General features: G+C 46.6%; 18 protein-coding genes. 15 read left to right on the plus strand and 3 right to left on the minus strand.

Translation table 11 applies throughout. The annotated features are described in order from the left end of the window. The first annotated feature begins 257 nt into the window (after positions 1-257). The 5 genes from FDP09_RS07595 (at position 258) to FDP09_RS07615 (ending at position 8,378) form a co-directional block, all read left to right on the plus strand. A complete protein-coding gene (locus FDP09_RS07595) occupies positions 258-2,138 on the plus strand; it encodes a right-handed parallel beta-helix repeat-containing protein (protein ID WP_137402094.1) in 1,881 nt (626 codons plus the stop codon). A 276-nt stretch (positions 2,139-2,414) separates the two neighbouring features. Beyond that, positions 2,415-4,685: a glycoside hydrolase family 31 protein gene (locus FDP09_RS07600; RefSeq protein WP_137402095.1), complete on the plus strand. Its 2,271-nt coding sequence runs from the start codon at positions 2,415-2,417 to the stop codon at positions 4,683-4,685. A gap of 71 nt (positions 4,686-4,756) precedes the next feature. After that, entirely contained in the window at positions 4,757-5,854 is a 1,098-nt protein-coding gene (locus tag FDP09_RS07605) for a Gfo/Idh/MocA family protein (RefSeq protein ID WP_137402096.1), read from the plus strand. A gap of 99 nt (positions 5,855-5,953) precedes the next feature. Then, entirely contained in the window at positions 5,954-6,706 is a 753-nt protein-coding gene (locus tag FDP09_RS07610; protein ID WP_137402097.1) for a phytanoyl-CoA dioxygenase family protein, read from the plus strand. A gap of 85 nt (positions 6,707-6,791) precedes the next feature. Then, on the plus strand, positions 6,792-8,378 hold the full coding sequence (locus tag FDP09_RS07615; protein WP_137402098.1) for a sodium:solute symporter: 1,587 nt from the start codon (positions 6,792-6,794) through the stop codon (positions 8,376-8,378). A gap of 435 nt (positions 8,379-8,813) precedes the next feature. Here FDP09_RS07615 and FDP09_RS07620 read toward each other — a convergent pair whose 3' ends face one another. The 3 genes from FDP09_RS07620 to FDP09_RS07630 all read right to left on the minus strand — a co-directional run bounded on the left by FDP09_RS07620 (position 8,814) and on the right by FDP09_RS07630 (position 11,622). Continuing rightward, positions 8,814-9,176: a hypothetical protein gene (locus FDP09_RS07620; protein WP_137402099.1), complete on the minus strand. Its 363-nt coding sequence runs from the start codon at positions 9,174-9,176 to the stop codon at positions 8,814-8,816. A 582-nt stretch (positions 9,177-9,758) separates the two neighbouring features. Next, positions 9,759-10,556 (minus strand): DUF6973 domain-containing protein, encoded by a 798-nt coding sequence (locus tag FDP09_RS07625; RefSeq protein WP_137402100.1) that lies wholly within the window; start codon positions 10,554-10,556, stop codon positions 9,759-9,761. An 817-nt stretch (positions 10,557-11,373) separates the two neighbouring features. After that, a complete protein-coding gene (locus tag FDP09_RS07630) occupies positions 11,374-11,622 on the minus strand; it encodes a hypothetical protein (protein ID WP_137402101.1) in 249 nt (82 codons plus the stop codon). A gap of 212 nt (positions 11,623-11,834) precedes the next feature. On the opposite strand from FDP09_RS07630, the gene FDP09_RS07635 reads away from it, so the two are divergent. The 10 genes from FDP09_RS07635 to FDP09_RS07680 all read left to right on the plus strand — a co-directional run bounded on the left by FDP09_RS07635 (position 11,835) and on the right by FDP09_RS07680 (position 25,774). Next, positions 11,835-14,024 carry an alpha-L-rhamnosidase-related protein gene (locus FDP09_RS07635; protein ID WP_137402102.1) on the plus strand — a complete coding sequence of 730 codons (2,190 nt, stop codon included), beginning with the start codon at positions 11,835-11,837 and terminating at the stop codon, positions 14,022-14,024. 116 nt (positions 14,025-14,140) lie between these two features. Then, the gene (locus FDP09_RS07640) at positions 14,141-16,993 is read left to right on the plus strand and encodes a glycoside hydrolase family 2 TIM barrel-domain containing protein (RefSeq protein ID WP_137402103.1); all 2,853 of its coding nucleotides are present in this window, start codon (positions 14,141-14,143) and stop codon (positions 16,991-16,993) included. Between the two features lie 73 nt (positions 16,994-17,066). Further along, positions 17,067-17,948 carry a hypothetical protein gene (locus FDP09_RS07645; RefSeq protein ID WP_137402104.1) on the plus strand — a complete coding sequence of 294 codons (882 nt, stop codon included), beginning with the start codon at positions 17,067-17,069 and terminating at the stop codon, positions 17,946-17,948. A gap of 275 nt (positions 17,949-18,223) precedes the next feature. Next, complete coding sequence (locus FDP09_RS07650) at positions 18,224-18,664, plus strand: MaoC/PaaZ C-terminal domain-containing protein (protein WP_137402105.1); 441 nt, start codon at positions 18,224-18,226, stop codon at positions 18,662-18,664. Between the two features lie 9 nt (positions 18,665-18,673). Then, positions 18,674-19,837 carry an ABC transporter substrate-binding protein gene (locus FDP09_RS07655; RefSeq protein ID WP_137402106.1) on the plus strand — a complete coding sequence of 388 codons (1,164 nt, stop codon included), beginning with the start codon at positions 18,674-18,676 and terminating at the stop codon, positions 19,835-19,837. Next, on the plus strand, positions 19,791-20,990 hold the full coding sequence (locus FDP09_RS07660) for a CaiB/BaiF CoA transferase family protein (protein ID WP_229683307.1): 1,200 nt from the start codon (positions 19,791-19,793) through the stop codon (positions 20,988-20,990). The genes FDP09_RS07655 and FDP09_RS07660 overlap by 47 nt, the downstream gene beginning before the upstream one ends. 86 nt (positions 20,991-21,076) lie before the next feature. Continuing rightward, positions 21,077-22,219, plus strand: coding sequence for a CaiB/BaiF CoA transferase family protein (locus FDP09_RS07665; RefSeq protein ID WP_137402107.1), 1,143 nt, complete (start codon positions 21,077-21,079; stop codon positions 22,217-22,219). Between the two features lie 194 nt (positions 22,220-22,413). Next, positions 22,414-23,265, plus strand: a complete 852-nt coding sequence (locus FDP09_RS07670) for an amidohydrolase family protein (RefSeq protein WP_137402108.1) — start codon at positions 22,414-22,416, stop codon at positions 23,263-23,265. A gap of 200 nt (positions 23,266-23,465) precedes the next feature. Then, complete coding sequence (locus FDP09_RS07675) at positions 23,466-24,500, plus strand: L-rhamnose/proton symporter RhaT (RefSeq protein ID WP_137402109.1); 1,035 nt, start codon at positions 23,466-23,468, stop codon at positions 24,498-24,500. Positions 24,501-24,742: 242 nt separating this feature from the next. Next, positions 24,743-25,774: a Gfo/Idh/MocA family protein gene (locus FDP09_RS07680; protein ID WP_137402110.1), complete on the plus strand. Its 1,032-nt coding sequence runs from the start codon at positions 24,743-24,745 to the stop codon at positions 25,772-25,774. Positions 25,775-25,820 lie beyond the last annotated feature (46 nt).

Consider the following 25,820-nt stretch of genomic DNA (forward strand, 5'->3'; position numbering starts at 1 on the left):
GTGGGAAGAAGCTACCTTAATAGAGGTACAAGATGGCTTCGTCATGCTTCCTCGCTATGACGTCAGAGAGATGGCTACTGTCATTTGCCTTCTTTGTGTTTGTAAAAAACTACACGCTCAAAGCGTGACAAGTTGGGGTAAAAGAACCGCTTTATCCTGAAAGTGCAGGATAGTAATGAACCTGTACGGCTGTAATATTAAGTGGTATAAGTGAAGCTGAAAGAGGCTTTGATAATAAAAGGAAATCATTTCACAAGATGCATAAACTGAGCATAACCTTATTACTTCTAGTGGCCCTTCTGACAGGCCAGATGACAAATGCAATGGCCTTGGATATCTGGGTATCCAAAAATGGCGATGATGCCAATGATGGATCAAAATCAACCCCCTTGGCCACGGTCCATATGGCACTGCGCAAAGCCAGGGAACTGCGCCGCCTGCACGATCCTTCTGTGGCAGATGGGATTCAGATCATGGTGGGGGAAGGTGTTTACCGGTTCATAGAGCCATTGCTGATCCGCCCAGAGGATGCCGGCACAGCAGAAAGCCCCACGATCGTCAAAGCGGTATCGGGAGCATCCCCTGTTTTTTCGGGAGGAACAAAAGTGTTGGGATGGCAAAAGGCGACGACCTTTCCGGCAGGACTTCCCACAGCGGCAAAGGGCAATCTTTGGGTGGCTGATGTGCCGGTGGTGGGCGGCCAAGAGGTGGAATTCCGGCAGCTTTGGGTCAATGGCCAAAAGGCCAAAAGGGCCACCAACCTTTATGAAGGGGAACTGGACAGGATTCTATCCGTGGACAGTGCACGGCAGGAAATGTGGATTCCCACACCGAAATGGGATTTTGAAAACCTCCATCAATTGGAATTTGTCATTCACCAGTGGTGGGCCATTGCCAACCTACGGGTGAAATCTGTGGACGTCCAAGGGGATAAAACCAAGCTGACCTTTCACCAGCCAGAAAGCCAAATAGAGTTTCAGCATCCTTGGCCTGCACCATTTATCGATGCCAAAAAGGAATACAACGGCAATTCGGCTTTTTATTGGCAGGGAGCGGCAGAATTGCTCAGCCAGTCGGGAGAATGGTATCACGATAAAAAAGGTGGAAAAGTGTATTACTGGCCAAAAGCCAATGAAGATATGTCAGCTGCGGAGGTCATTGTTCCGTTTTTGGAAACGATCGTTCAGGTAGATGGTACAGCAGACCATCCCGTGAAGCATGTTGCTTTTGAAGGGATTGGCTTTGAGCATGCGACTTGGCTGAGGCCATCGCACCGTGGACATGTGCCTTTACAAGCGGGATGGTTTATTTTGGAAGCCTACAAATTAAAGAAGCCGGGAACGCCTGATAAGGCAAGCTTGGAGAACCAAGCTTGGACGGGACGCCAGCCAGCAGGAGTCGCGGTCAATTATGCCCATCACATCCGCTTTGAGCGTTGCCGATTCGAACGCATGGCCGCCACGGGACTGGACATGGTAGAAGGAGTCAGTGACAGTGAGGTTATTGGGAATGTGTTTAGGGATATTGGCGGCACAGGTATCCAAGCAGGGTACTTTGGTGGCCCAGACTTCGAGTCCCATTTGCCTTATAATCCCATTGATCAGCGGGAGCTGGTCCATCACCTCACTATTGCCAACAATTACATTACCAATGTAACCAACGAAGATTGGGGCTGTGTCGGGATCAGTGTAGGTTCTGCACATGATATCGATATTGTGCATAATGAAGTGAGTGATGTCAACTACTCGGGGATATGTGTGGGCTGGTTTTGGACCAAGACCATTACGGCAACCAAGAACAATCGCATTCATGCCAATCGCATCCACAACTTTGCGAAGCAAATGTATGATGTGGGAGGGATATATACCCTGTCTGCCCAGCCCAATACTGAAATTAGTAAAAATGCGATATACGACCTCCAGGATGCGCCTTATGCGCACATGCCACACCATCACCAGTACATTTACTTCGATGAAGGCTCGTCCTATATCCGTGCCATTAACAATTGGACTGAGCGGGACAAGTTCTTTTCCAATAGCCCAGGCCCTGGCAATAAGTGGGAAAACAACGGCCCCGATGTGGATATGGCCATAAAAGAAAAGGCGGGACTTGAAGAAGCCTATAGGAATATCAAGTAGCTAGTATTGAGATGTGAGACTTGAGACTTGAGGGACGGGAGAAGTGGGTATGAAGTCTTATGAATAAAGAGTAAAGAATAAAGAGTAAAGAGTAAAGAATAAAGAATATCGAATGATATCCTGCCAGTATCTCCCGACAGTTTCCGAGGTAGGCTTTGGCAGGAGTATCGATGTACGAAAGGCGAAGGCAGTCCCGTCTGCTGCGCCGGAGATAGTCTGACAACCGATAGTGTTACACTCAAACGATCCAACAACCAAACAGTTCAACAACATCACATGAAACAAACAAACTACCAACTTTTTGATTTTTTGGATTTTGATCCAGAACGACTGGGTGTCGCTACAGATCGGTTGTGGCGTGCTGGAAGGCCATTGGCGATCGAACAGTGCGACAAAGGAGTCATTGTGCATGTGCCTTTTCATTGCCAAAAACCAACGGTGGATATGCAGCCAGATCCGGAAGTGGAGGCTCAATCTTTTGAGTTGCATATACGGGCCTATGGAGAGCGCATTTTACGGGTAACATCAGCGATGGGACAAAAGGTGCATGAAGAATCTCCCATGTTGGAAATGGCCAGCGATGTGAAGGAGAGCCCCTTGTCTATAGAAAAAGCAGCTGAGAAATGGATTATCAGGGACGATAGGCAAGTGGTACGGGCGATTATTGACCTGTCCGCACCGACGATCGACTGGTGGAGCGACTTACTGCCTGCTCCTGAGCCAGCATTTCAGGCTACTTTTTTTCCAGATGGCAAGAAGGCCGTTCACATCAGTAGCCAAGACCAGTTTTTCCCCGAAAGGGTAGATGCCATGGGGCTGGCCATGATTTCCGTGGAAGGAAAGCCGGCGAAGGCAACCCTTTCATTTGCAGCCGAGCCTGATGAAAAGTTTGTGGGGACTGGTGAGCGTTTTACCAAAATGGACTTGTCGGGCCGGACGTTTCAGCTAAAAAACCAAGACGGCCAAGGCGTCAATAACAGAAGAACGTATAAGAACATCCCCTTTTACCTGTCCAGTGAAATGTATGGGGTGTTTTTGCATACCTCAGCGTACGGAAAGCTCTCTTTTGCCGATCACAGCACACGGTCTGTACAGCTGTTGGTGGAGGAGGCGCTGGCGGATGTGTTCTTGTTGGGAGGGGAAAAACCAAACGAAATACTACACCATTACCGAAGGTTAACAGGGTTTCCAGCCATGCCGCCTTTATGGAGTTTTGGGGTTTGGATGAGTCGTATGACCTATTTTTCCGCCGATGAGGTAGCGGAAATTTGTGATCGCTTGCGGGCCGAAAAATTCCCTTGTGACGTGATCCACTTGGATACCGGCTGGTTTGAGACGGACTGGTTGTGCGAATGGAAATTCAATGCTGAGCGTTTTCCAGATCCAAAAGGATTTGTCCAAAAACTGAAGCAGCAGGGGTACAGGGTGAGCCTTTGGCAAATGCCGTATATCGCCGCCAATGCCATCCAGCACGATGAGGCAAAAGCCAATAAGTATATCGGCCCATTAAAAGAAAGCAAAGTACAGGGCGGTTCCAATTTCAGTGCCTTGGACTACGCTGGGACCATTGATTTTACCTATCCAGCAGCAGTGGAATGGTACAAAGGTCTATTGAGAGAATTACTGGAGATGGGTGTGACCTGTATCAAAACGGATTTCGGAGAAGAAATCCACTTGGATGCAACGTACCATGATATGCCTGCGGAGCTCTTGAACAACATTTACGCTTTGCTGTATCAAAAGGCGGCCTTTGAAGTGACCGAAGAGGTGGCTGGTGACGGCGTAGTGTGGGCACGTGCCGGATGGGCAGGATGTCAGCGGTACCCCATCCACTGGGGAGGTGATGCCGCCGCCAGTTGGGACGGGATGGCTGGATCGCTCAAAGGTGGACTGCACTTAGGCTTATCGGGCTTCGGTTTTTGGAGCCATGATGTGCCCGGATTCCATGGAGTGCCCAATTTCATGAATTCCGTTATTCCTGATGACCTCTATGTCCGATGGACGCAGTTTGGTGTCTTTACTTCTCATATTCGCTATCATGGTACCTCCAAAAGGGAGCCGTACCATTATCCGGCCATAGCAGGTGTGGTCAGAAAATGGTGGGAACTGCGCTATGTCCTTCTGCCCTATATCCTGGAGCAAAGCCAACAGTCCATCCGCGCTGGCATGCCAATGCTGAGGGCCATGCTCCTGCATTTTCCAGAAGATCCCATGTGCTGGCACTTGGATGACCAGTATTTCTTTGGAGAGGATTTCTTGGTGGCGCCGGTCATGAACAGCGGAAACGCTCGAAAGGTCTATCTTCCAGAGGGAAGTTGGGTGGATTTCTTCACGGGGGCCTGCCAGGAAGGTCCCAAATGGGTAGCCATGGATCCTATTCCATTGGAGGAAATGCCCGTGTGGGTAAAGCAAGGTGCTTCGATTCCGATTTATCCTACGTCCGTTTCATGCACGGATGAAATGGATTTCAAGAAGACCCAACCCTTGGTGATCGATGGCGGGTTCAATGGAATCTGGCAGGCGCTAAAGGAGAAAGGGATGGAATAATTTGGGGCAGGGATAACCCCATCGACTATCGCATAAGGAGTATCAAAAACGGAAAAAACATTATAAAATAGATGACAAAAGAAGGAACATTACGGTTAGGGATTTTAGGGCTTGGGGAAGGCCGCAGCACTATTTCTGCGGCATTGAACAGTCAGAAAATCCAGCTGGTGCAGATATGTGACCGCAATGAGGCATTGTGCAAGCAGCGGGCAAAGGAATTTGATTTTACTCACTATACGACACGCTATGAAGATATGTTGGAAAACAGTGACATCGACGCCATAGGTATTTATACTCCCGATAAGCTACATGCCAGCCACATCAAAATGGCCATGGAGCATGGCAAGCATGTCGTATGCACCAAGCCGCTACTCGATGACCTCAAGGATGCCAAGGAGCTTATTGACCTTCAAAAGAAAACAGGTAAGCGTCTTTTTGTGGGGCAAAGCAGCCGATTCTTTGAGCCCATGAAGCGACAGCGAGCCGACTATAAAAAAGGGCTTATCGGGGACTTGATCACCGTGGAGGCATATTATCATGCGGATCACCGATGGTTTTTGGAGAAACCATGGGCCTTGGAGCCGGCTTTTAAGTGGCTATACGGTGGGTTGAGCCATCCGGTGGATTTTATCCGGTGGTATCTGCCCGAAATAGAGGAGGTAATGGGCTATGGCATGCTCAGTGCCAATGGGAAGCAAGGTGGATTAAAAAATCCCGATACCATGCATTTTATCTATAAAGCTACAGATGGCCGCATTGCCAGGGTTTCCGGCGCATACACAGGACCAGTGCAGCCTGCCCTGCGGGACAGTGAGATGAGTTGTATCCTTCGTGGAACGGAAGGTAGCAGCCAAGGGGATTATATGGAGTTACGCTATGCGATCACCGATAATACCGGAGAGGAGCAGGTGGTGACCTGGGAGCATAAGTCCAAGCATTATTTCCGTTTTGAGGGCAAGAGCCATCATGCGGGAGAGTACAATAACTATTTGGAGCATTTTGCCGATAGTATCAACTACGATTTTGTGGCCTATCCAGACCTTACAGAAGGGATTGGTACCATCGCCCTGCTGAAGACCATGGAAAAAAGCCTGAACACTGGCCAACCAGAAAAAGTAGCCGATGTAATTGCTGAATTTGGCCTGGAAAAATACCTAAAAAGGGAATGATCCCCGAATAACAAAAGCTAAAAGAGTCAAGTATCCAGATAAGTCTCACATCTCACTACTCAACAAAAAAATTAACAACCAATTAACCAAATAACAATCATGAGCAATATCTTATCAGACAAGCAATTAAATCAGTTTCAAGAGGATGGCTTTTGCATAGTCAAAGATGTCATTCCGAAGGAGTTACTAAAACGCCTTCAAGACGAATGTCAACGTTTTATGAAAGAGAAGGATGATGAAATGGACCGCAAAGGGGTGGAAGTGGACGAGATCAATCACAAAGGCAAGCGTTATTTTATTGCCTTGCGGTACAAGGACAGCGAAACCATGCAGGATTTGATCTTTGGCAAAGAGATGGAAGAGATTACCCGCAAAATCCTCGGCGAAGATGTTTACCTCTTTTTGGAGCAGTTTGTCGTCAAAGCAGCCGATAAAGGCATGACCTTTAGTTGGCATCAGGACTCAGGCTACCTCGATTTTGAACACAAACCCTATTTGTCGGTTTGGTGTCCGCTGGATGATGTCACCGAAGAGAATGGCACGGTTTACCTACTGCCTTACAAGGATGCGGGTACCAAAAACAGGATTGACCACGAGCTACAAGAAGGAACCAACGATAAGGTAGGTTATTTTGGTGATAACCCTGGTATCCCTGCCATTCTCAATGCAGGAGATGTGGCCTTGTTTTCGAGTACTTGTTTTCATCGCAGCGGCTCGAACAAGACAGGAAAATCCAGAAGGGTGCTCTTGATCCAATATTCTGCAGAACCGATCATGAAAGGGGACAAGCCGCTTTATTGGGCTGATCCTTTTGTGGTCAACGGCAATCGTAAAAAGGAAGTGCCTGCATAAACTAAATTTTCATTGCGAGGAGGGGGGCGTGCTGCCGGCTTCTTGCAATGATATTTAATGAAATACAACGACCCAAAAAACACCCATGGAAATACATGAAATACTTCAACCGCTGGATTTTGCAGTGGTTGGTCTCTACTTGATCACCCTGATAGGCATCGGCTACTGGGTAAGCTTTAAGAAAAAGAGAGATGCCAATGAGAACCTGTTTTTGGCAGGCAATACCTTAGGCTGGCCGAGCATAGGCTTCACCATGTGGGGAACCAATGTGGGGCCCTCCATGCTGATCGCTTCAGCGAGTATTGGCTATACCACGGGCGTGGTAGCGGGGAATTTTGCTTGGTATGCGTTCATCTTTATTTTCTTACTGGCCGTAGTCTTTGCGCCACGCTATTTGGGTGCTCGGGTGCAGACACTTCCAGAGTTTATGGGGAAGCGTTTTGGCAATTCTACCCAAAATATACTGGCTTGGTACACAATCGTTACCGTGCTGATAAGTTGGCTTTCCCTGACGCTCTTTGCAGGGGGGATTTTGATTCGGCAGATTCTGGACTTACCCCTTTGGCTTTCGGTGATCATCCTGATACTTATTGCCGCTTTTTTCACCATTGCGGGAGGACTGAAGGCCATTGCCTACACCAATGTGTTTCAGATGGTGTTGTTGATATTGGTTTCCTTGGTGCTTACGCTTACGGGGCTGTACAAAGTCGGAGGAATTGGTGAACTCATTGCCCAGACACCTGGGGAATACTGGAACTTGTTGTTGCCGGCCGATGATCCTAATTATCCTTGGATTGCGATTGCGTTGGGCTATCCGGTGATGGGGGTGTGGTTTTGGTGTACTGACCAGTCCATGGTGCAGTCTGTTTTGGGGGCTAAAAACCTAAAAGAGGGTCAATTGGGAGCCAATTTTACCGGATGGTTGAAAATCTTGGACGTGGCCTTATTCATTATTCCGGGGATCATTTGTTTTGTGTTGTTTCCAGACTTGGACAATCCCGATGAAGCCTATATGACCATGGTGACCAAGCTGTTTCCAGTAGGGATGACCGGGCTGGTCATGGCGGTGCTGATCGCCGCATTGGTGAGTACGATTGATTCGGCACTGAATGCCCTGAGCACCGTGTTTACGATGGATATTTATGTGAAAAAATATAAGCCCGAAGCCACCCAAAAGCAGATTGTTACGATCGGGAGAGTTGTGACCGTTTTGGGAGCCGTGATAGCCATTTTCCTGACCTTGGCCATTGACAGCATCAAAGGGCTAAACCTGTTTGATGTGTTTCAGTCTATTTTGGGCTTTATTGCTCCACCGATGTCCGTGGTGTTTTTGTTTGGGGTGCTTTGGAAAAAAACCACCACCAGGGCGGCAAATACCGTATTGCTCTTTGGGACGATTCTGAGCTTGGGAGTTGGAGTGCTGTACCTTTGGGTATTCCCAAACGCGGAATATGGTTTTTGGCCTCATTTCCTGCTGCTTTCATTCTATATTTTCGTTTTTCTTGCCGTATTGATCGTGGTGATTTCCTATTCCGAGCGAAACCGCAAAGACCTTTATGTGAGCACATTGGACTATGGTGCTATTCCCAAGTTGCCGAGTAAGGTCAAATGGCTATGGATTGCGCTGATCATTGTGATGGTGGGGATGTATGTGGTGTTTAATGGGAATTAGTCTTGAGTAGTGAGACTTGAGATTTTAGAATCCAAGTTCCCTCCGGGTTGTGCGGGGTCTCTGCCCCAGCACAGGCAATTTTTGAGTCTCTGACTCAATAAACTGTTCCAGATTTGTAATCCGCTTGGCACCGAGTATGACTTAGTGGATACCTGTTTTGGACCTTCTACTTAGGGTAAGACCTTCCCGAGAGTAGTCAGTAAGGTTATATCAAAGTCTTGATGATGTGTGTGGGTATAAATATTATTTTATACCTCGATGCAGGTTCAGTGAGATGAAATCACAAAACAATAAATCATTGACTCCGGAAATTACCAGTAACATCATGTTTTGAGAAACCTAATGTGCTGATGCCATATCAATGGGAATATCGGATAAATTGAGCAAATTTAAAAAGAAATGATCTTGCTCGTTTCTATACTCTACTTTCACCTTTTACTCAAAACCCTTTGTACTTACCTTCAGCGTATCTTCTAGGACTGTCACCCAATATTCATCTTCAGTGCGATGTATTACGCCGTTGGTAAAATATCCTACCGTGTCTCTGGTATCGGCATGGCCAAACACAAATGTACCTTCCCCGAGTATAGGCGTCCACTCGTAATCAAGGATCTCTCCATTATCCGACAAATGAATGGATGCAGAGTCAAACGTGCTGACATAATTCGTCGAAATTACCCATAAGTCTGTTTCTCCAATTCCACTTTTTGCATGGATCTTCAAAGACTTGGAAAAGTCGTCGTTCTCACAGGAAAAGCTCAAAAAAGCAATTAATGCAATTATTATTCTCGTCTTCATATCTTTCTTTTATTAATTGGTCATAATTTTTTTAACTCAATAAGGTAAGGTCAATTGTTTAGATAAAAGGTTCTATATGATTTACTATGGGTAACTATTACTTTGCATGTCAAATTCTAGCTTGCCTTTCATCTTGTTGCCTTGTTACTTTTTTCCTTCAGGTGAAAAACGTAACCAAAAAAACCCGCTGCGGTGAGCTATATGACTAAAATCAAAGCCAGCACTCACGCAGGCAAACTCCTCTATTTGTGCAGCATACCAATTTTTTGTACTGATTCACGTCAAACAAGCCTGCGCTTTTTCCAGCCCACTTCTTTGATTTCTTAACGTCAAATACCTCAAGGCAGAATAGAAAATTGCCTACTGAAAAGGAACATGAATCAACATTAATTTAACCGGAATAATATCTTTACCCACTATAATCCATATAGAGCCAGATAAAATCTATCTAAACGTTAGTCTGGGCTAAATCCACTCTCTATAAGCACCTTTGAAGGGTTCAGGAAGAGCCTTCCCTCTTAAGTTCTATAGGAATGGTTTAGCCGAGACTCATATTGTTTTGTATCTTAGAGCTTGCTTTTTCTAGTCCATAAAGTACACCATGGAAGGGTGTGTAGCCAAGACTGCTTCCCTAGATTTACTGACTTTGATTGCCTTGTCTGTCTTAGCCTTAATGTCATTTTTGTAGTTATCATCTGACTTGGCATAAAGTGCATTTCGCTTAAACGGCCACTTTCCTACTTTTTTATAATAAGCAGTATTGGCAAAATGCTCTCTCCCTACCCAGTTGTTACGGTAGTCCATTTCAAGGTCGTAATCGGGGGCACCATCCTCTTCTTTGTTACACTGTTCGTGTGCGTCTCCAAACTCTTTTGCCAAATTAACCCCCTTGTTTATGTCATCCTTCTTAGTCCCATAGTATTTGGCGATCAGCACACTCCATACTCCATGTCGGAAGGCATCCGCACGATTTTGATGGTGTGGCTTGGGGTATAACTCATCTGTCATTTCAAAAGCGCGATTAGTGGCATCTTTTACTGATGAGGCGGCTCTTGGCCTGTCAAATACTATCCAAAATTCTTTTTCACAAAGCTCAGTTCCTGCATATCCTGAATATCCTGAAGCATTGGAACTGGCTGAAGTTTTTTCTTTTTCCATAAGAGCTTGGATAATATCATACTTCATATTCTGTTCGTAATATGCATCGATGGTTTCGAGATTTTTGTCGATATCTTCATCCGTCAGTCCCGGAAACTGTGCTCGTATGATGTCTGCCTCTTCTGGGCTTGGCGAGTATACATTTGGATAATTCAATTCAATATTACTGACTAAGTCAGCCATTTCATCCAACGATGGATGTTGGAAGTCAGCCATTTTCATGTCTTGACCATCTTTTTTATTAAAACCGTCTCTTATTAATTTTTGAAAATCCGCTTTTTTGTAATCTAGAATTTCTGGGGGTGTCTTGGCCGTATGCCTGACATCTATTCCTTTAAAATTAAGGTTCTATATGATTTACTATGGGTAGGTGATTTAACCTTATTGATTCCATTCAACTTACTTTTCATCTTTTACTGTTGCTACTTTTTTTCTACAGGTAAAAAAAGTAGCCAAAAAACCCCGCCGCTGTGCAGCTATTGAGCTAAAATTAAACCCCGCCCACATGCAGGCAAACTCCTCCTGTTTAGCCGCCAGCAACCTTTTGTTCACCACTTCGTCAAGCAAGCCTGCCTTTTTTCCGCCCGCTTGTTTAATTTCTTTACGCCCAATAGCTGCAAGGCGGATTAATTCTGTGTGGCCATTTCATCATAAGAGAAATTACCTTTAAAACTTATGATGAAATAAATTACCCACTATGATCCATGTAGAGCCAAAATTAATAAGATCTTGGGAAATGACTGAAGTAGGTTTATTTTTTGGTGATAATTCCATTTGGTCTTCATGGGAGCATGAACCGATCGTAACCGCTACAAAAAGAAGTGCGGTACTAGTAGATTTTAAATTAAATGTAGAATGTTTTGTGATTAATTAAACAATTAAGTAATAATTCAAAACTAATAATTACAAATGGTAATTTCAATACGTTGATTATGAATAGGTTGTAACTGTTTTAAATACTTTTTTTTAACCTAAAACAGGTGTTTTATCTATGGAAGGATGATCCTTTGATCCAAGGTATTATAAAAGAACCAAGGGCTCATTCTTCATGATTTTGCAGCTCAGCTGCCGTGACAACTACAAAACATTGCTCAAGATTATCCAAAGCAGGAATGTACAGGATAAACGTCTGCCGATATCCTTGCAGTTTTAAAGAGATCGGCCATTGACGTCGCTCAAGAAGGCAGAAAATGCCTACGGGAAGCGTGCCGGCAGACTGTTGACCGTCATCAGTGGAGGATTTGAAATCCTCCGATTCAATTCGGGAAAAGTAACTATCAAGATTCAAGATATATGCGGAAAAAGTGAAGTACAAGTCCCCCCTTCAGGGGGATTTAGGGGGTAAAAAGTAACAAGAACCAAGACTTACTTCTAACATCTCACGTCTAGCATCTCCTTACTCAGTACTAACAACACGGGAATGTGCAGGATGGAGATTTGGGATTAGGATCCCATTTTGAGAATAAATAACCATTTAATACCATAAACAATAAACCTCAGATGGAAACCCGAAAATATACCATTCTCTTATTACTTTTCGCGATGTGCTTTGCTACCACAGTGACACAGGCACAAGAAAAAGCCCCTCAAGCCACTTGGATATGGTATCCCGGTGATTATGAGATTTGGCTCAGTAACAAAATGCAGGCCCGAAGGACAGAGCGTGGTGCTTTTTTGCCTCCCCTTTGGCGGTATTACAGCCCGTATGCGCTGGTAACGTTCAGGAAAGAATTTACCCTGCCTGCCGAAGATGAAATCGCGATTTACACCGAGGGGCAATTTAAGCTTCAGATAGACGGTAAGCAGCAGCATGGAACGTCACAAAAAATAACTATTCCTGCAGGCAAGCACAGTATTGTTGTCAAAGTCTATAACCAAGAGCGTGTGCCGGCGGTGTTTATCGAAGGAGATTATTTGGTGACCGATGAGAGCTGGAAGGTAACCTTTGAAGACAAGGAATGGATAGATGAGTCGGGCAAGGCTAGCGACCAATCCGGTACCAATTGGGAGGCGGTAGGCACATGGGATTTTAACAGCCCGGAGGACTTGCCCTCGGAATTCAGGTTGGCCACCACGCCCCATTATGCCAAAACCGTAAAACCTGCTGGCGATGGGGAGTTGGTTGATTTTGGCAAGGAGACCTTTGGCTATATCAAATTTCACGGCTTGAAGGGGGAAGGGAATGTCAATATCTACTACGGTGAATCCGAAGAAGAAGCCTTGGACAGTGCTTATTGCGAAACATTGGATTACCTCCAATTCGATGGCAGTCAAGAGGAGGATTATACAGTCTCTAATTCCAAAGCTTTCCGTTACATCCAAGTGCAGCATGCCCCGGGAATAAGCTATGATTCTATTTCAATGCTATACGAATACTTGCCGGTAGAATATAGAGGAGAATGGAATTCTTCTGATGAGTTGCTTAATGAAATTTGGGATGTTTCGGCCTACACCATGCACCTCAATACCCGTGAGTTTTTCTTGGATGGCATCAAGCGGGACCGATGGATTTGGTCAGGTGATGCCTACCAAAGCTATTTGATGAACTATTACTTGTTTTTTGACAATGCATCTGTGCGGAGAACGCTGCTGGCTTTGCGCGGCAAGGAACCGGTATCGAGTCATATGAATACCATCATGGATTATTCTTTTTACTGGTTTGTGGGCATATATGATTATTATCTGTACTCCGGTGATGAGGATTTTATAAAGAACTTTTATCCCCGCATGGTCAGTATGATGGAGTTTTGCTTGGGAAGGCGAAACGAGAACGGGATGATGGAAGGCCTGCCGGGAGATTGGATCTTTATTGATTGGGCCGATGGCTTGAGCAAGCAGGGTGAAGTGAGTTTTGAGCAGATGCTGCTGGCCAGGAGTTTGGAAGCCATGGCCGTGAGTGCTGAAATCGCTGGTGATCAGGAAGGGCATGAAAAGTACCAAAAGTTGGCCGACGAAATGAAAGAAAAGCTGTTTAAGGTATTTTGGTCCGAAGACCGTGAAGCCATCATGCACCAGCGTGTCGATGGTAAAGTGCTTGACAATGTTACGAGGTATGCAAACATGTTCGGGATATTCTTTGATTACTTCTCAGATGATCAAAAAGAGGCCGTCAAGCATTCCGTGCTGCTTAACGATGATGTACAAAAAATCACGACTCCCTATATGCGTTTTTATGAACTGGAAGCCCTCTGTGCGATGGGCGAGCAAGCATTTGTCCTTGATGAAATTCGGGATTACTGGGGCGGTATGCTGGACTTGGGAGCGACTTCCTTTTGGGAAAAATATGATCCCAGCGAGTCCGGAGCGGAGCATTTGTCGATGTATGGTCGGCCTTATGGCAAGAGCCTTTGCCACGCTTGGGGAGCCAGTCCTATTTACCTTTTTGGAAAGTACTATCTAGGCGTAAAGCCACTATCCGCAGGATATGGTACGTACGAAATCCGTCCTGAATTGGGCGGGTTGGAGTGGATGGAAGGAAAAGTTCCCACGCCGAAAGGAAATGTTTCGGTGTATTGCTCCACCAAGGAAATCAAGGTTTCCTCAGATGAAGGCCAGGGAGTCCTGAAGTTCAAAAGTAAGTCAAAGCCAAAGACCGACGAAGGTGAGATCAAGGCATTGGGGAATGATGAATATGAATTAGTCCTGTTGGCAGGGAAAGAATATGTGGTGAAGTATAAGGCGGTGAAGTAGGCAGATAAGGATAAAAGGGGGCATTGCAAATGCCCCGCTTGTGGAATCCTCGTTACAAACCGAATCCTCGTTACAAACGAGGATGAGCGAAAAAGAAATAAAAAGAAAAAAATAAAATGATCAGATTAAGCGGTATTAATAGGCTGTTTTTGGGGATCTTATCCCTTTTTGCCATGTCGGGATTGAAAGCCCAGGAAACGGAAATCCAGTACCTATCCGGTAAAGGCTATCAAGACACTAAGGAATGGGAATTTAAGATTTCCGGTGGACGCAACAGCGGGGAGTGGAGTACCATCAGCGTGCCGTCTGTGTGGGAACAGGAAGGCTTTGGGAAGTATCAATATGGGATAAAGTTTTATGGAAAGCCCTTTCCGGATGGGATTGCTGATGAGGTGGGGCAGTATAAATATACTTTTGAAGTGCCCAAATCATGGGAAAATAAATTGGTGAGAATCGTTTTTGACGGCTCCATGACCGACACAGAAGTGAGGGTCAATGGCCGCTCGGCAGGGGATAAGCACCAAGGCGCATTTTACCGATTTAAGTACGATATTACCGACTTGCTGAAGTATGGAAAAGAGAACCTGCTAGAGGTTACGGTAAGTAAGGAGTCCGATAATGCCAGTGTCAATTTGGCGGAGCGCAGGGCCGATTATTGGAACTTTGGCGGCATTTTCCGACCGGTGTTCTTGGAAGCATACCCCGCAAAATTCATCGATCGCACTGCAATAGATGCGCAGGCCGATGGGCAGTTTAGGGCGGAAGTGTTTTTGGGCAATGCCAGCTCAGAAGACATGAAAGTGGTGGCGACCGTCAAGGATGAGGAAGGAAAATCTTGGGGACAGCCCATAGAGCAATCCATTACCGCTGGAGGTGACAAGGTCGTGCTGGAAAGTGCTTTTGAAGGAATTGACCTGTGGACTGCCGAGACACCGAACTTGTATCATATCCAATTTTCACTGTATGATGGCGATGAGCTAGTGCATCAGACCAAGGACCGGTTTGGCTTTCGTACCATTGAGCTGAAAGCCAGTGATGGGATTTATATCAATGGCCAGCGGGTGCTGATGAAGGGGGTTAATAAGCACAGCTTTTGGCCCGAATCCGGCAGAACCTTGAACAAGGAATTGAATTATGCTGATGCCAAGCTGATCAAGGAAATGAACATGAATGCGGTGCGGCTTTCGCACTATCCTTCTGATCCGGAATTTTTGGATGCCTGTGATGAATTGGGGCTATATGTGCTCCATGAACTCGGTGGCTGGCATGGACACTATGACGAGAATATAGGGATGAAGTTGGTGGAGTCTTTGGTAACCCGTGACGTCAACCATCCAAGTGTGATCTTCTGGGACAATGGTAACGAAGGAGGATGGAACACGGAATTGGATGATGAATTTGCGAAGTGGGATCCCCAAAACCGGCCAGTGCTTCACCCGCAGCAATTGCTCAATGGAGTGGAAACCATGCACTATCGATCGTATGGGGAGACAGAAGAATACTTTAGGGGGGATTATATCTTTATGCCAACGGAATTTTTACATGGATTGTATGATGGTGGGCATGGAGCAGGCTTATACGATTACTGGGAGATGATGCGCAGCCACCCTAGAAGTGGTGGCGGCTTCTTGTGGGTATTTGCAGATGAGGGCATCGCCCGTACGGATCAGGATGGCAGAATCGATAACCAAGGAAATTATGGGGCAGATGGCATCGTCGGTCCTCACCATGAAAAAGAGGGAAGTTTCTTCACCATCAAGGAAGTCTGGTCGCCAGTGATGGTGATGCATGAGGACAAGTTGGCAAGTGATTTTGATGGGACTTTTCCAGTAGAAAACAGGTATGATTTCACCAACTTGAATGCCTGTACTTTCGAATGGGCTCTGGCGGAATTCTACGGCCCGGAGGCAGGCCAAAGTGGCCACGAGGTAACCAAGTCTGGAGAACTGAAAGGCCCTGATGTGGCACCACATGAAGCGGGGAACGTGTCCATTCCCTTGCCGTCAAATTGGCAATCGGCCGATGTACTTTACCTTACCGCAAAGGATCCGGAAGGCAAGGAGCTATGGACATGGCATTTTACATGGGAGCAGCCCCAGCAGTATTTGCAGGCAGGTGCTGGAGCAGTGGATTTGGAAGAGGATGCCGCCCATTTTAGGGTGTCATCTGGGGATTTGAAGGTGGCATTCAGCAAAGAAAATGGGCAAATAGCGGCTGTTTCAGAAGGAGGACAAAGCATTGATTTTGCAGGGGGACCGCGTTTTGTGGCGGCTAGAAGAGGTGATCGAACACTGGATGGAACGGTAAATCCTGATTTTGAAAAAGGGATGGACAGGATTTACAAGAAACTGGATTTGGAGCAGGAGCTAAGGTCGATCACTGCCGCCAAGGACGGTGACAATGTAGTGATCAGCGCCAGCTATTTTGGCCCACTGCAAGAAGTAACCTGGACCATTCAGCCCGGAGGATTGGTTCAGCTGGATTATACGTATGCATACAACGGCGTGGTGGAATTGATGGGGGTGAGTTTTGATTATCCAGAGGAGAAAGTAAAGGCAATCCGCTGGCTGGGAGAGGGGCCATACCGCTCTTGGCAAAACCGTGTTCACGGCACTACTTTGGATATCTGGGGAAATGATTACAATGACCCTATTCCCGGAGAGTCGTTTACCTACCCAGAGTTCAAAGGCTATTTCCATGATTGGCACTGGGCTGCATTGGAAACAGAAGAAGGTCACATCTACATGGCCAATGACCAGCCGGATAATTACCTGGGCGTCTTTACCCCTAGGGATGGCAGGGATGCCCTTTTGTACACCTTGCCTCAGACTGGGCTAGCTGTCTTTGATGTGATTCCCGGAGTGAGAAACAAGGTGAATGCTACCGATCTGGTCGGTCCATCATCTCAGCCACAGCATGTGAGCGGTCCGAAGCCAGGCAGGGTTTATTTTAAATTTAAGGCACGTTGATCGCAACGCTAAATTAGGAGTCAGAGACAACGGGACAACCAACAATTTTCAAATCTTTTAATTTTCCATTGATATGATCAAAAACACCAACGACGGAACGAACACAGCGCCTTATCTGAGGGTGGACATGAATTATGGCGGGTGCAATGATTTGCCGGGCTTTTCAGCGGGTCCCAAAGGGGATGATAGGGAGAAGCACCAGGCCATCAAGCAAGCAGGTTTTAAGGGGATTCAGGATGGAGATCCGACCCTTTGTAAGGAGCTGGGCTTGGAGTTGACTGCTCACGCACGGATGAATGAAGTGGGAGAGCTGGATGATTTACTGCCCACGTGGAAGAATGGGGGCTATGATTGTGCCACGCTCCATGTCGGCTGGGGAATGGAAAGTGACGATGAGGTGAATCGATTGGTAGAATATGTACTTAGCAGCTCGGTAAAATATGACTTGCCGATCTATATCGAAACCCACCGGGCTACGATCACCCAAGACATGTGGCGGACAGTGGAGCTGACCAAGCGATTTCCAGAGATCCGTTTTAACGGGGACTTTTCCCACTGGTACACGGGTCAGGAGATGGTTTATGGAGGGATCGAAAATAAATGGGAGTTTATCCAGCCGGTATTTGACAGGGTGCGGTTTATGCACGGAAGGATTGGGAATCCTGGAAGTATCCAAGTGGATGTGGGCGACGGCCAAGGCCAAAGTTACGTAGATCACTTTAAGGAAATGTGGACGCGAGCTTTTCAAGGCTTTTTGCGATCTGCTGATCCCGGTGACTACATCTGTTTTGCAGTGGAGTTGCTCCAAGCGGATATATTCTATGCTCGGACTTTTAAGAATGCCAATGGTCAGCCGCAAGAAGAAGGCGATCGATGGCAGCAGGCATTACGCTATAAGCAACTGGCGGAGGAATGCTGGAAAAAGGCATTGGAGCGGGAAGAACAAGGACAATAGCCTGAGTTTTTAGGTCTTGGATAGAGGATTTTAGACAATAGATTTTTAGAAAAGGGAAAGCCAATAATCTGACTTTCCCTTTTTACATGTGGACGAGCATTTACTCAAGGTTTAAGTTTCCATCATCGGCCAACCTTTGTAGCCTTTCAATATTTCAACTTTTAATACCCATGATACCACAGGAAGGTGTTTTCACACAGGAAAGTAACTTTATCGATGTATTTAAATAATGAATGACAGCTGTTGATCAATTGTCGTAAACCAAATAGCCTATCATGTTCATAAAAAAATATTACGAAGAATTTGAGTTGGAAGAAAGCAGGGAGACGCTTGGCCGGACCATCACCGAGACAGATATCGTGATGCACGCAGGACAAACGGGAGATTTTTTTCCACATCATATGGATGCAGAATGGTGCAAAACCCAGCCGTTCAAAGAGCGCATAGCGCACGGGACCTTGATCTTTTCGGTGGCGGTGGGCATGACCGCTCAAGTGATCAATGAAGTGGCCATGACCTATGGCTATGAAAGGCTCCGGTTTACCAAGCCTGTTTTTATTGGTGACACGATAAGGGTAAACGTATCGATCAAAGACAAAAAGGACCACAAAAGACCAAAATATGGCCTCGTCACGGAGTTGGTGGAGGTGTTTAACCAAAAGGACGAACTGGTAATGCTCTGTGAGCATATTTTATTGACCGAAAAGAAAAAATAAATAGAGATCATGGCAAAGAAAATACTAAAAGGGATGACTTGGGGGCATAGCAGAGGGATATCTCCCTTGCAGGCTTTTGCCCAGCGGTTTAACCAACTCTATCCTGATATAGAAATCCAATGGCGGCAACGGACCTTGCAGGAGTTTGCCGATTATCCAATAGAAAAACTGACAGAAACGTACGATTTGCTCATCATTGACCACCCTTGGGTGGGCTGCGCTGCGGCGACCAATTGCGTATTGGCACTTGATGAGCATTTGCCTGAACAGTTTTTGGAAAATCAGGCTGAAAATCACGTGGGAAGGTCGCATCAAAGTTACCATTATGGAGGGCACCAGTGGGCACTGGCCATCGATGCGGCTGCTCCAGTGCCCAGCTTCCGAAAGGATTTATTGGATGAGAATGGTACGAAGGTTCCCAAGAACTGGGAGGAGGTGATGGCTTTGGCCAAGCGAGGAAAAGTGGCTGCTCCTGCCATACCCATTGATCTGCTGATGAATTTTTATATGTTTTGCCAAGCGCATGGTCAGGAGCCCTTTCTGAGTACCGAGCAGGTCATCGATAAACCAACAGGACTGAAAGCTTTGGAGACGATGAAGGCCTTTTACAGCCTGCTGGACAGAAAACTGTTTGATGCCAATCCCATTCGTGTAGCTGAATACATGTCCATGGGAAATGAATATTGGTACTGTCCTTTTGCTTATGGTTATTCCAATTATGCACGGGATGGTTACAGTGACCATTTGTTGACCTATGGCAATTTAGTGGACTTTGTTCCCGGGAAGAAATTGAGGAGTACCATTGGAGGGACAGGGTTGGCGGTTTCTGCTTTTTGTGAGCATAAAAAGGAAGCATTGTCTTTTGCGCAGATGATCATGTCCGAAAAATACCAGTCCACTGAGTACGTGCTCAATGGCGGTCAACCTGGGCATCGTAAGGCTTGGCTGAGTGAGCAGGCCAATACCATTTCCCATAATTATTTTAAAAATACCCTAGACTCATTGGATGCGTCCTACATGCGTCCAAGGTACAATGGCTACCTGTATTTTCAGGACCATGCGGGGGATCCTATCCGGGAGTACATGATGGGAGAGAGCAACCCAGAGGCAGTCCTTGACCGCATCAATGAACTATATCAAGCTTCCCAGCGACCTGTTGCCCATGAGTCTTGAGAGCACGAAAAAACTCCAACGCTTGCCGCTGGAAGGGGTGATGGTGCTGGAATTTTGCCAGTATCTATCAGGTCCTTCCGCAGGGCTAAGGCTGGCAGATCTCGGGGCGAGGGTCATCAAAATAGAAAATCCCGGCAAAGGCGATCTTTGTCGGATCCTTCCGATCAAAAACCAGTGGATAGAGGAGAGTTCACTGCTTTTCCATACGATCAATAGAAACAAGGAAAGTTATACGGCCAATCTCAAATCAGCAACCGAACTGGCTGATATCAAAAAGCTGATCAAAAAAGCGGACGTAATGATGCATAATTTTCGCCCGGGTGTGATGGAAAAACTCGGGCTGGACTATGGATCAGTGAGTGCGGTTAATCCTGGACTTGTTTTTGCCGAGATCAGCGGATACGGAGCAGAAGGGCCTTGGGCACGAAAGCCCGGACAAGACCTCTTGCTCCAGGCGATGAGCGGCCTGATGTATGCCAGTGGAAACCAGCTGGATGGGCCTATGCCATTTGGACTGGCGATTGGGGATATGCTCTGCGGGGCTCAGGCGGTACAGGGGATTTTGGCCGCCTTGGTACACCGAAAGAGGACGGGCAAAGGCAGCAAGATTTCGTTGAGTTTGTTGGAGTCGTTATTGGATATGCAGTTTGAGGTGCTGACGACCTACTTTGCTAGCGGAAAGCGACCGCTCCGCTCCGCGGTAAATGGCGCCCATGCATTATTGGGAGCTCCTTACGGGATTTATTGCACCAAGGACAGTCATTTGGCCATTGCGATGATCCCTATTTTATCCCTCCGGGAGGCATTGGGTTGTGCAGGTCTGGATCCGTATGACCAGTCGATGGTGTTTTCGCATCGCGACGAGATCAAGCAGGTGTTGGCTGATTTTCTTAAGACCGAAACGACCAGTTATTGGCTTGAAAAGCTTCGGAAAAGTGGCCTTTGGGCTATGGACGTCAAGGACTGGAAGCGCTTGAAGGAATCGGATGGCTACCGACATGCAGCACTGGAGCAATCTCTGAAATTGACCAATGGTCAGTCTATCAAAACAAATCGCTGCCCGATTAGGATAGACGGAAAAGTGCTGTTCAGTGAAAAGCCTGCACCGGGATTGGGCGAGCATACCGCGTTAATCAAAGAAGAATTTAAATGATCCATTGGCATCCAAGATCCCCTGCGTCTGGCCATGTTTATTATTGACCAATAATCATCCAATAACTCATCATTCTCGAACCAACTATGTCATTATTAAAAGGAATTACGGTTATCGACTTCTCCCAATTCTTGTCCGGTCCCTCCGCAAGCTTGCGGTTGGCGGATTTTGGCGCGCGGGTGATCAAGGTCGAAAAGCCAGTGACTGGGGATATCTGCCGGCAGCTGTATGTTTCCGAGGTGAAAATAGCCGAGGAATCCACCATTTTCCACACGATTAATCGGAACAAGGAGAGTTTTGCCGCAGACCTGAAAAATAAGGAAGACCAAGAAGCCATTTGGAAACTGATCAGCTCGGCAGATGTAGTGATGCACAACTTCCGTCCAGGTGTAATGGCACGATTGGGCTTTTCATATGACGAGGTAAAGGCAGTGCATCCAGAAGTCATCTATGCTGAAATCAGCGGCTACGGCCAAGATGGTCCATGGGCAGACTTGCCCGGGCAGGACCTGTTGCTTCAGGCAATGACAGGCTTGCCCCATCTCAATGGAGAGCAGGAAAAAGCTCCCACGCCCATGGGGATTTCGGTGGTGGATTTATTGGCGGGAACCCAATTGGCACAAGGGATTTTGGCAGCTTTGTACCAAAAAGAAGAAACCGGCCAAGGGAGTTTGGTACAAGTGAGTATGCTGGAGTCAGCGATGGATTTTCAGTTTGAGGTGTTTACCACCTTTTTGAATGACGGGGAGGAGTTGCCCCAGCGAAGCTATTCCAACCATGGTCATTGCTACATCGCAGCTCCCTATGGGGTTTATGCCACTAAAGATGGCTATTTGGCCTTGGCAATGGGGGATATTGTCACGTTAGGAGGGCTATTGAAATGCGATGATTTGGCCGTTTTTGATGATCCGAAAGGATGGTTTGATCGGCGCGATGAGATCAAAGCATTGCTGGCAGCTCATCTGATCACCCAAGATACCCGGCATTGGCTGGATATATTGGAGCCAGCGGATATTTGGTGCGCGAAGGTGCTGGACATGGAAGCAATGATGGAAGAAGAAGGCTATCAGATCTTGGAAATGGAGATGGAGGTCAAGACCACTCATGGCGACCGTATAAAAACTACACGGTGCCCTGTACGGGTGAATGGTGAGCGATTAACGCCAGAGCGGGGCGCACCGTTTTTGGGAGAGCATAATGATGCCATAGTTCGGGAGTTTGGCCTGTAAGGTAATCGGAGGAGTAGCTAGTAAACAGGAAAAACCAATTAGTGTCAAGTCAAACCTGCTTTGACGCATTACTACTACTACCGCGTCCCTGACCTGCCTCGGTGGGACGTTCCTGTGCGCTGGACACCCACGCCACGGGCAGAGTGGTGAGCAAAGGAGAGTGTCATTTAACCTTTAACTTAACATTAGTAAGCATGAACATCATTGATACACATATTCACATCTGGGATTTCGGAAGGGCTGAATATGCCTGGCTGGAAGGCGATACTTCTATTTTGAAGCAAAATTATCATTTAGAAGACTTGGAAGAAGAGCGCAAGAAGGCCGGGATTACAGCGGGAATTTTGGTGCAGGCAGCCAATAATTTTGAAGATACCAATTGGATGCTCGAAAATGCCGCTGCCCATGACTGGATCAAGGGCGTGGTGGGATGGATGCCGCTGATGGATCCTGATGCCACTGCACAGGCACTGGAAGGGCATTATCTAAACAATCCCTATTTCCGGGGAGTGCGGCACCTGATCCACGAAGAGCCCGATCCAAAGTGGCTGCTACAGCCAGCTGTGCTGGAGAGCTTAAAGCTGCTGGCCGACCATAGCCTCACTTATGACCTGGTAGGGGTGTTGCCGGAACATATTGATACGGCACTGAAAGTGGCGAAAAAAGTACCCGATCTGAAAATGGTCTTTGATCACCTCAACCAACCTCCGATCAAGGAGGGGCTCCATTTTGGAGAGTGGGGCAATAAAATGCGCGAAGCTGCCGAACATCCGCAATTCCATGTAAAAATCTCCGGGATGGGCACTACATCCGGAAAACTGTTTGAATGGGGGCGATACGATATTTTACCTTATGTCGAATTTGTTTTGGACACTTTCGGTATGCATCGCTGCTTTTGTGGAGGGGATTGGCCAGTCTCGCTATTGGCAGGCAGTTATGAATATTCTTGGAAACGCTATCGAGAAGTGTTGGAAACGCTTTTGTATGAAAAAGAACAGGGCAAGGTCTTGTATGACAATGCATTGGAATTTTATGGGATCAAATGAAGAGAAAAGAAGATAGAGGATAGAATAAAGAGGAAAGAGGAAAGAAGATAGGACGCAGAAGCTGTTCAGTATTTTGACGCTGTTCGGGATTTGCAATCCCGAAATACAAATAATAGGGATTTGTAATCCCAGAATTCTTCCAATTTGCCAAACTTTTTCCTTATTCTAAGCCTAAAAACTTTAAACCAAAATAACCAGAAATGAGTGTAATCGGAGGAGTGATGTTTCATGCTGTGGGTGCTTCCTTTGCAGCGCTATGTTATACGCCGCAAAAGAAAGTGACCAACTGGTCTTGGCAGACCTATTGGTTGGCACAGGCATTTTTTTGCTGGTTTCTACTGCCCATAGTGGGAGCATGGCTGACGATTCCGGAGCTGATGAAAGTACTGGAAGAGGCTCCAACAGATGCGATGTGGAAAGCATTTGGCTTAGGGATGGCCTATGGTGTAGGAGGTACTGCCTTTGGTATTGCCATTCGCTATATTGGTTTTTCGCTTACCTATGCCATCTCGATCGGGATTTCCTGCGTCGTGGGAACCTTGCTGCCCCCTTTAGTGAAGGGGGAATTGGCCGCAGTCCTACAGCAGGAAGGCGCTGGCTGGATTGTAATCGGGATGGTCTTGGGAGTAATCGGAATAGCGCTTTGTGGGCTAGCCGGACGGTACAAGGAACTGGACCTGGCCAAACTGGAGAAAGGAGCCGAGTCAAATTTTTCAGTATCAAAAGGATTGCCACTTTGTATTTTAGCAGGGGTACTTTCTGCTTTGTACGGTTTTTCGATCGATCAGGGACAGCCCATTGCCGATGTGGCTGCGGAGCACGGTGCCGGCGGATTCCAGAGCAATGTGGTCTATATATTTTCCAATACCGGAGCATTTATTGTTACCTTAGCCTATTGCCTATCCCTTCATCGTAAGCAAGGCACATTCAAAGAATTTACCCTAAAGGCCGGATCTCCATTGACCAAGAATTATTTGCTGGCAATCATGACCGGTTTTATGTGGTATTCGCAGTTTTTCTTTTATGGATTGGGACATGTCCGCATGGGAGATTATAAATTTACCAGTTGGGCAGTCCATATGATCATGCTGGTGATGTTCAGTACGGTGGCAGGTTTGGCGATGAAAGAATGGATTCATGCCAAGGGAAAGACCGTTTGGGCATTAGTGTTGGCATTAGCGGTTTTGTTGGTTGCTGTTTTGGCACTGACGGTGGGAAATGCCATTGGGGGATAATGAGTCTCCTGGAACAGTCGTTTGGGAAACGCGTACTAAGCAAGGCTGGATGGGGACAGATTGGCTGTATTGCCTTAAAAAAAACTTTCTGAAGAGGATTTGTCTTTATATTTTGAAATGAAATCGGGCATAAAAACGTAAAGACATAATCCATTTTGCCGAAGCGAAGAGGGCTGAAGTTAAACCGTCTAGGCTGTCATTTCACTGGTCGTCTTCTCATTGACATTTATGAAAATAGGAATATGAAAATTCAACTTATCGGGGCAGGAGGCATTGTGAAGGACGCGCATTTGCCGGCGTACAAAATCGCCGGATATGAAGTAGAAGGGATCTTTGATCTTAATAAAGAGAAGGCCACCGCGCTGGCCAATGCGTTTGGAATACCGACTGTGTTTTCTTCGCTGGAGGAATTGGTGACCAAGGCTGGCCAAGACACGATTTTTGATGTGGCCGTACCGGGGAGCGCTGTGCTTCAGGTATTGGAAAAGCTTCCAAAAGGATCGGTGGTCTTGATTCAGAAACCTATGGGAGAAGACCTTAAGGTCGCCAAAGCCATTCTGGACCTATGCAGGAAGAAGCAGCTAAAGGCCGGTGTCAATTTTCAGATGCGCTATACACCTTTTATTCAGAGAGCACGGGAGATCATCCACTCTGGCTTAATAGGGGAGTTGTGCGATATCGAAATCAAAATCAATGTCTATACTCCCTGGCATTTGTGGGATTTTCTTTTTTCGGCAGATCGAGTGGAAATTTTGTATCACAGTATCCATTATGTGGATTTGATCCGGTCCTTTTATGGCAATCCTGAAAAAGTATATGCCAAGACCATCAAGCATCCCAAAATGGCACAATTGGCATCGGTCAAGACCAATATCATCATGGATTATGGAGACTTGAAAGGAGCCAATATCCTGACCAATCATGCCCATGAGTTTGGCCTGAAGCATCAACAGTCGTATGTGAAATTGGAAGGGACCAAGGGAGCCATCATGATCGAAATGGGTCTTTTGAAGAATTATCCAAAAGGTGCTGCGGACAAATTTGAATATGTGGTGCTGGAAGAAGGAAAAGCTCCAGAGTGGCAGGAAGTACCGATCGAGGGAACCTGGTTCCCACATGCTTTCATAGGGGCCATGGCAGAGATGAAAAAGACGTTGGAAAATCCGGCATATATTCCTGACAACAGCGTGGAAGATTGCATCCATACCATGGCCTGCGTGGAGGCCGCACACCAATCCAGCGAGCAGGGAGGGGTGGAACTGTCCACGGATTGACAGGAATGGTAGCATGATGGACTTCGACTCCGCTCCGGTTGTACCA

Origin of the sequence: Echinicola rosea (assembly GCF_005281475.1) — a bacterium.
GTDB classification, from domain to species: Bacteria; Bacteroidota; Bacteroidia; order Cytophagales; family Cyclobacteriaceae; genus Echinicola; species Echinicola rosea.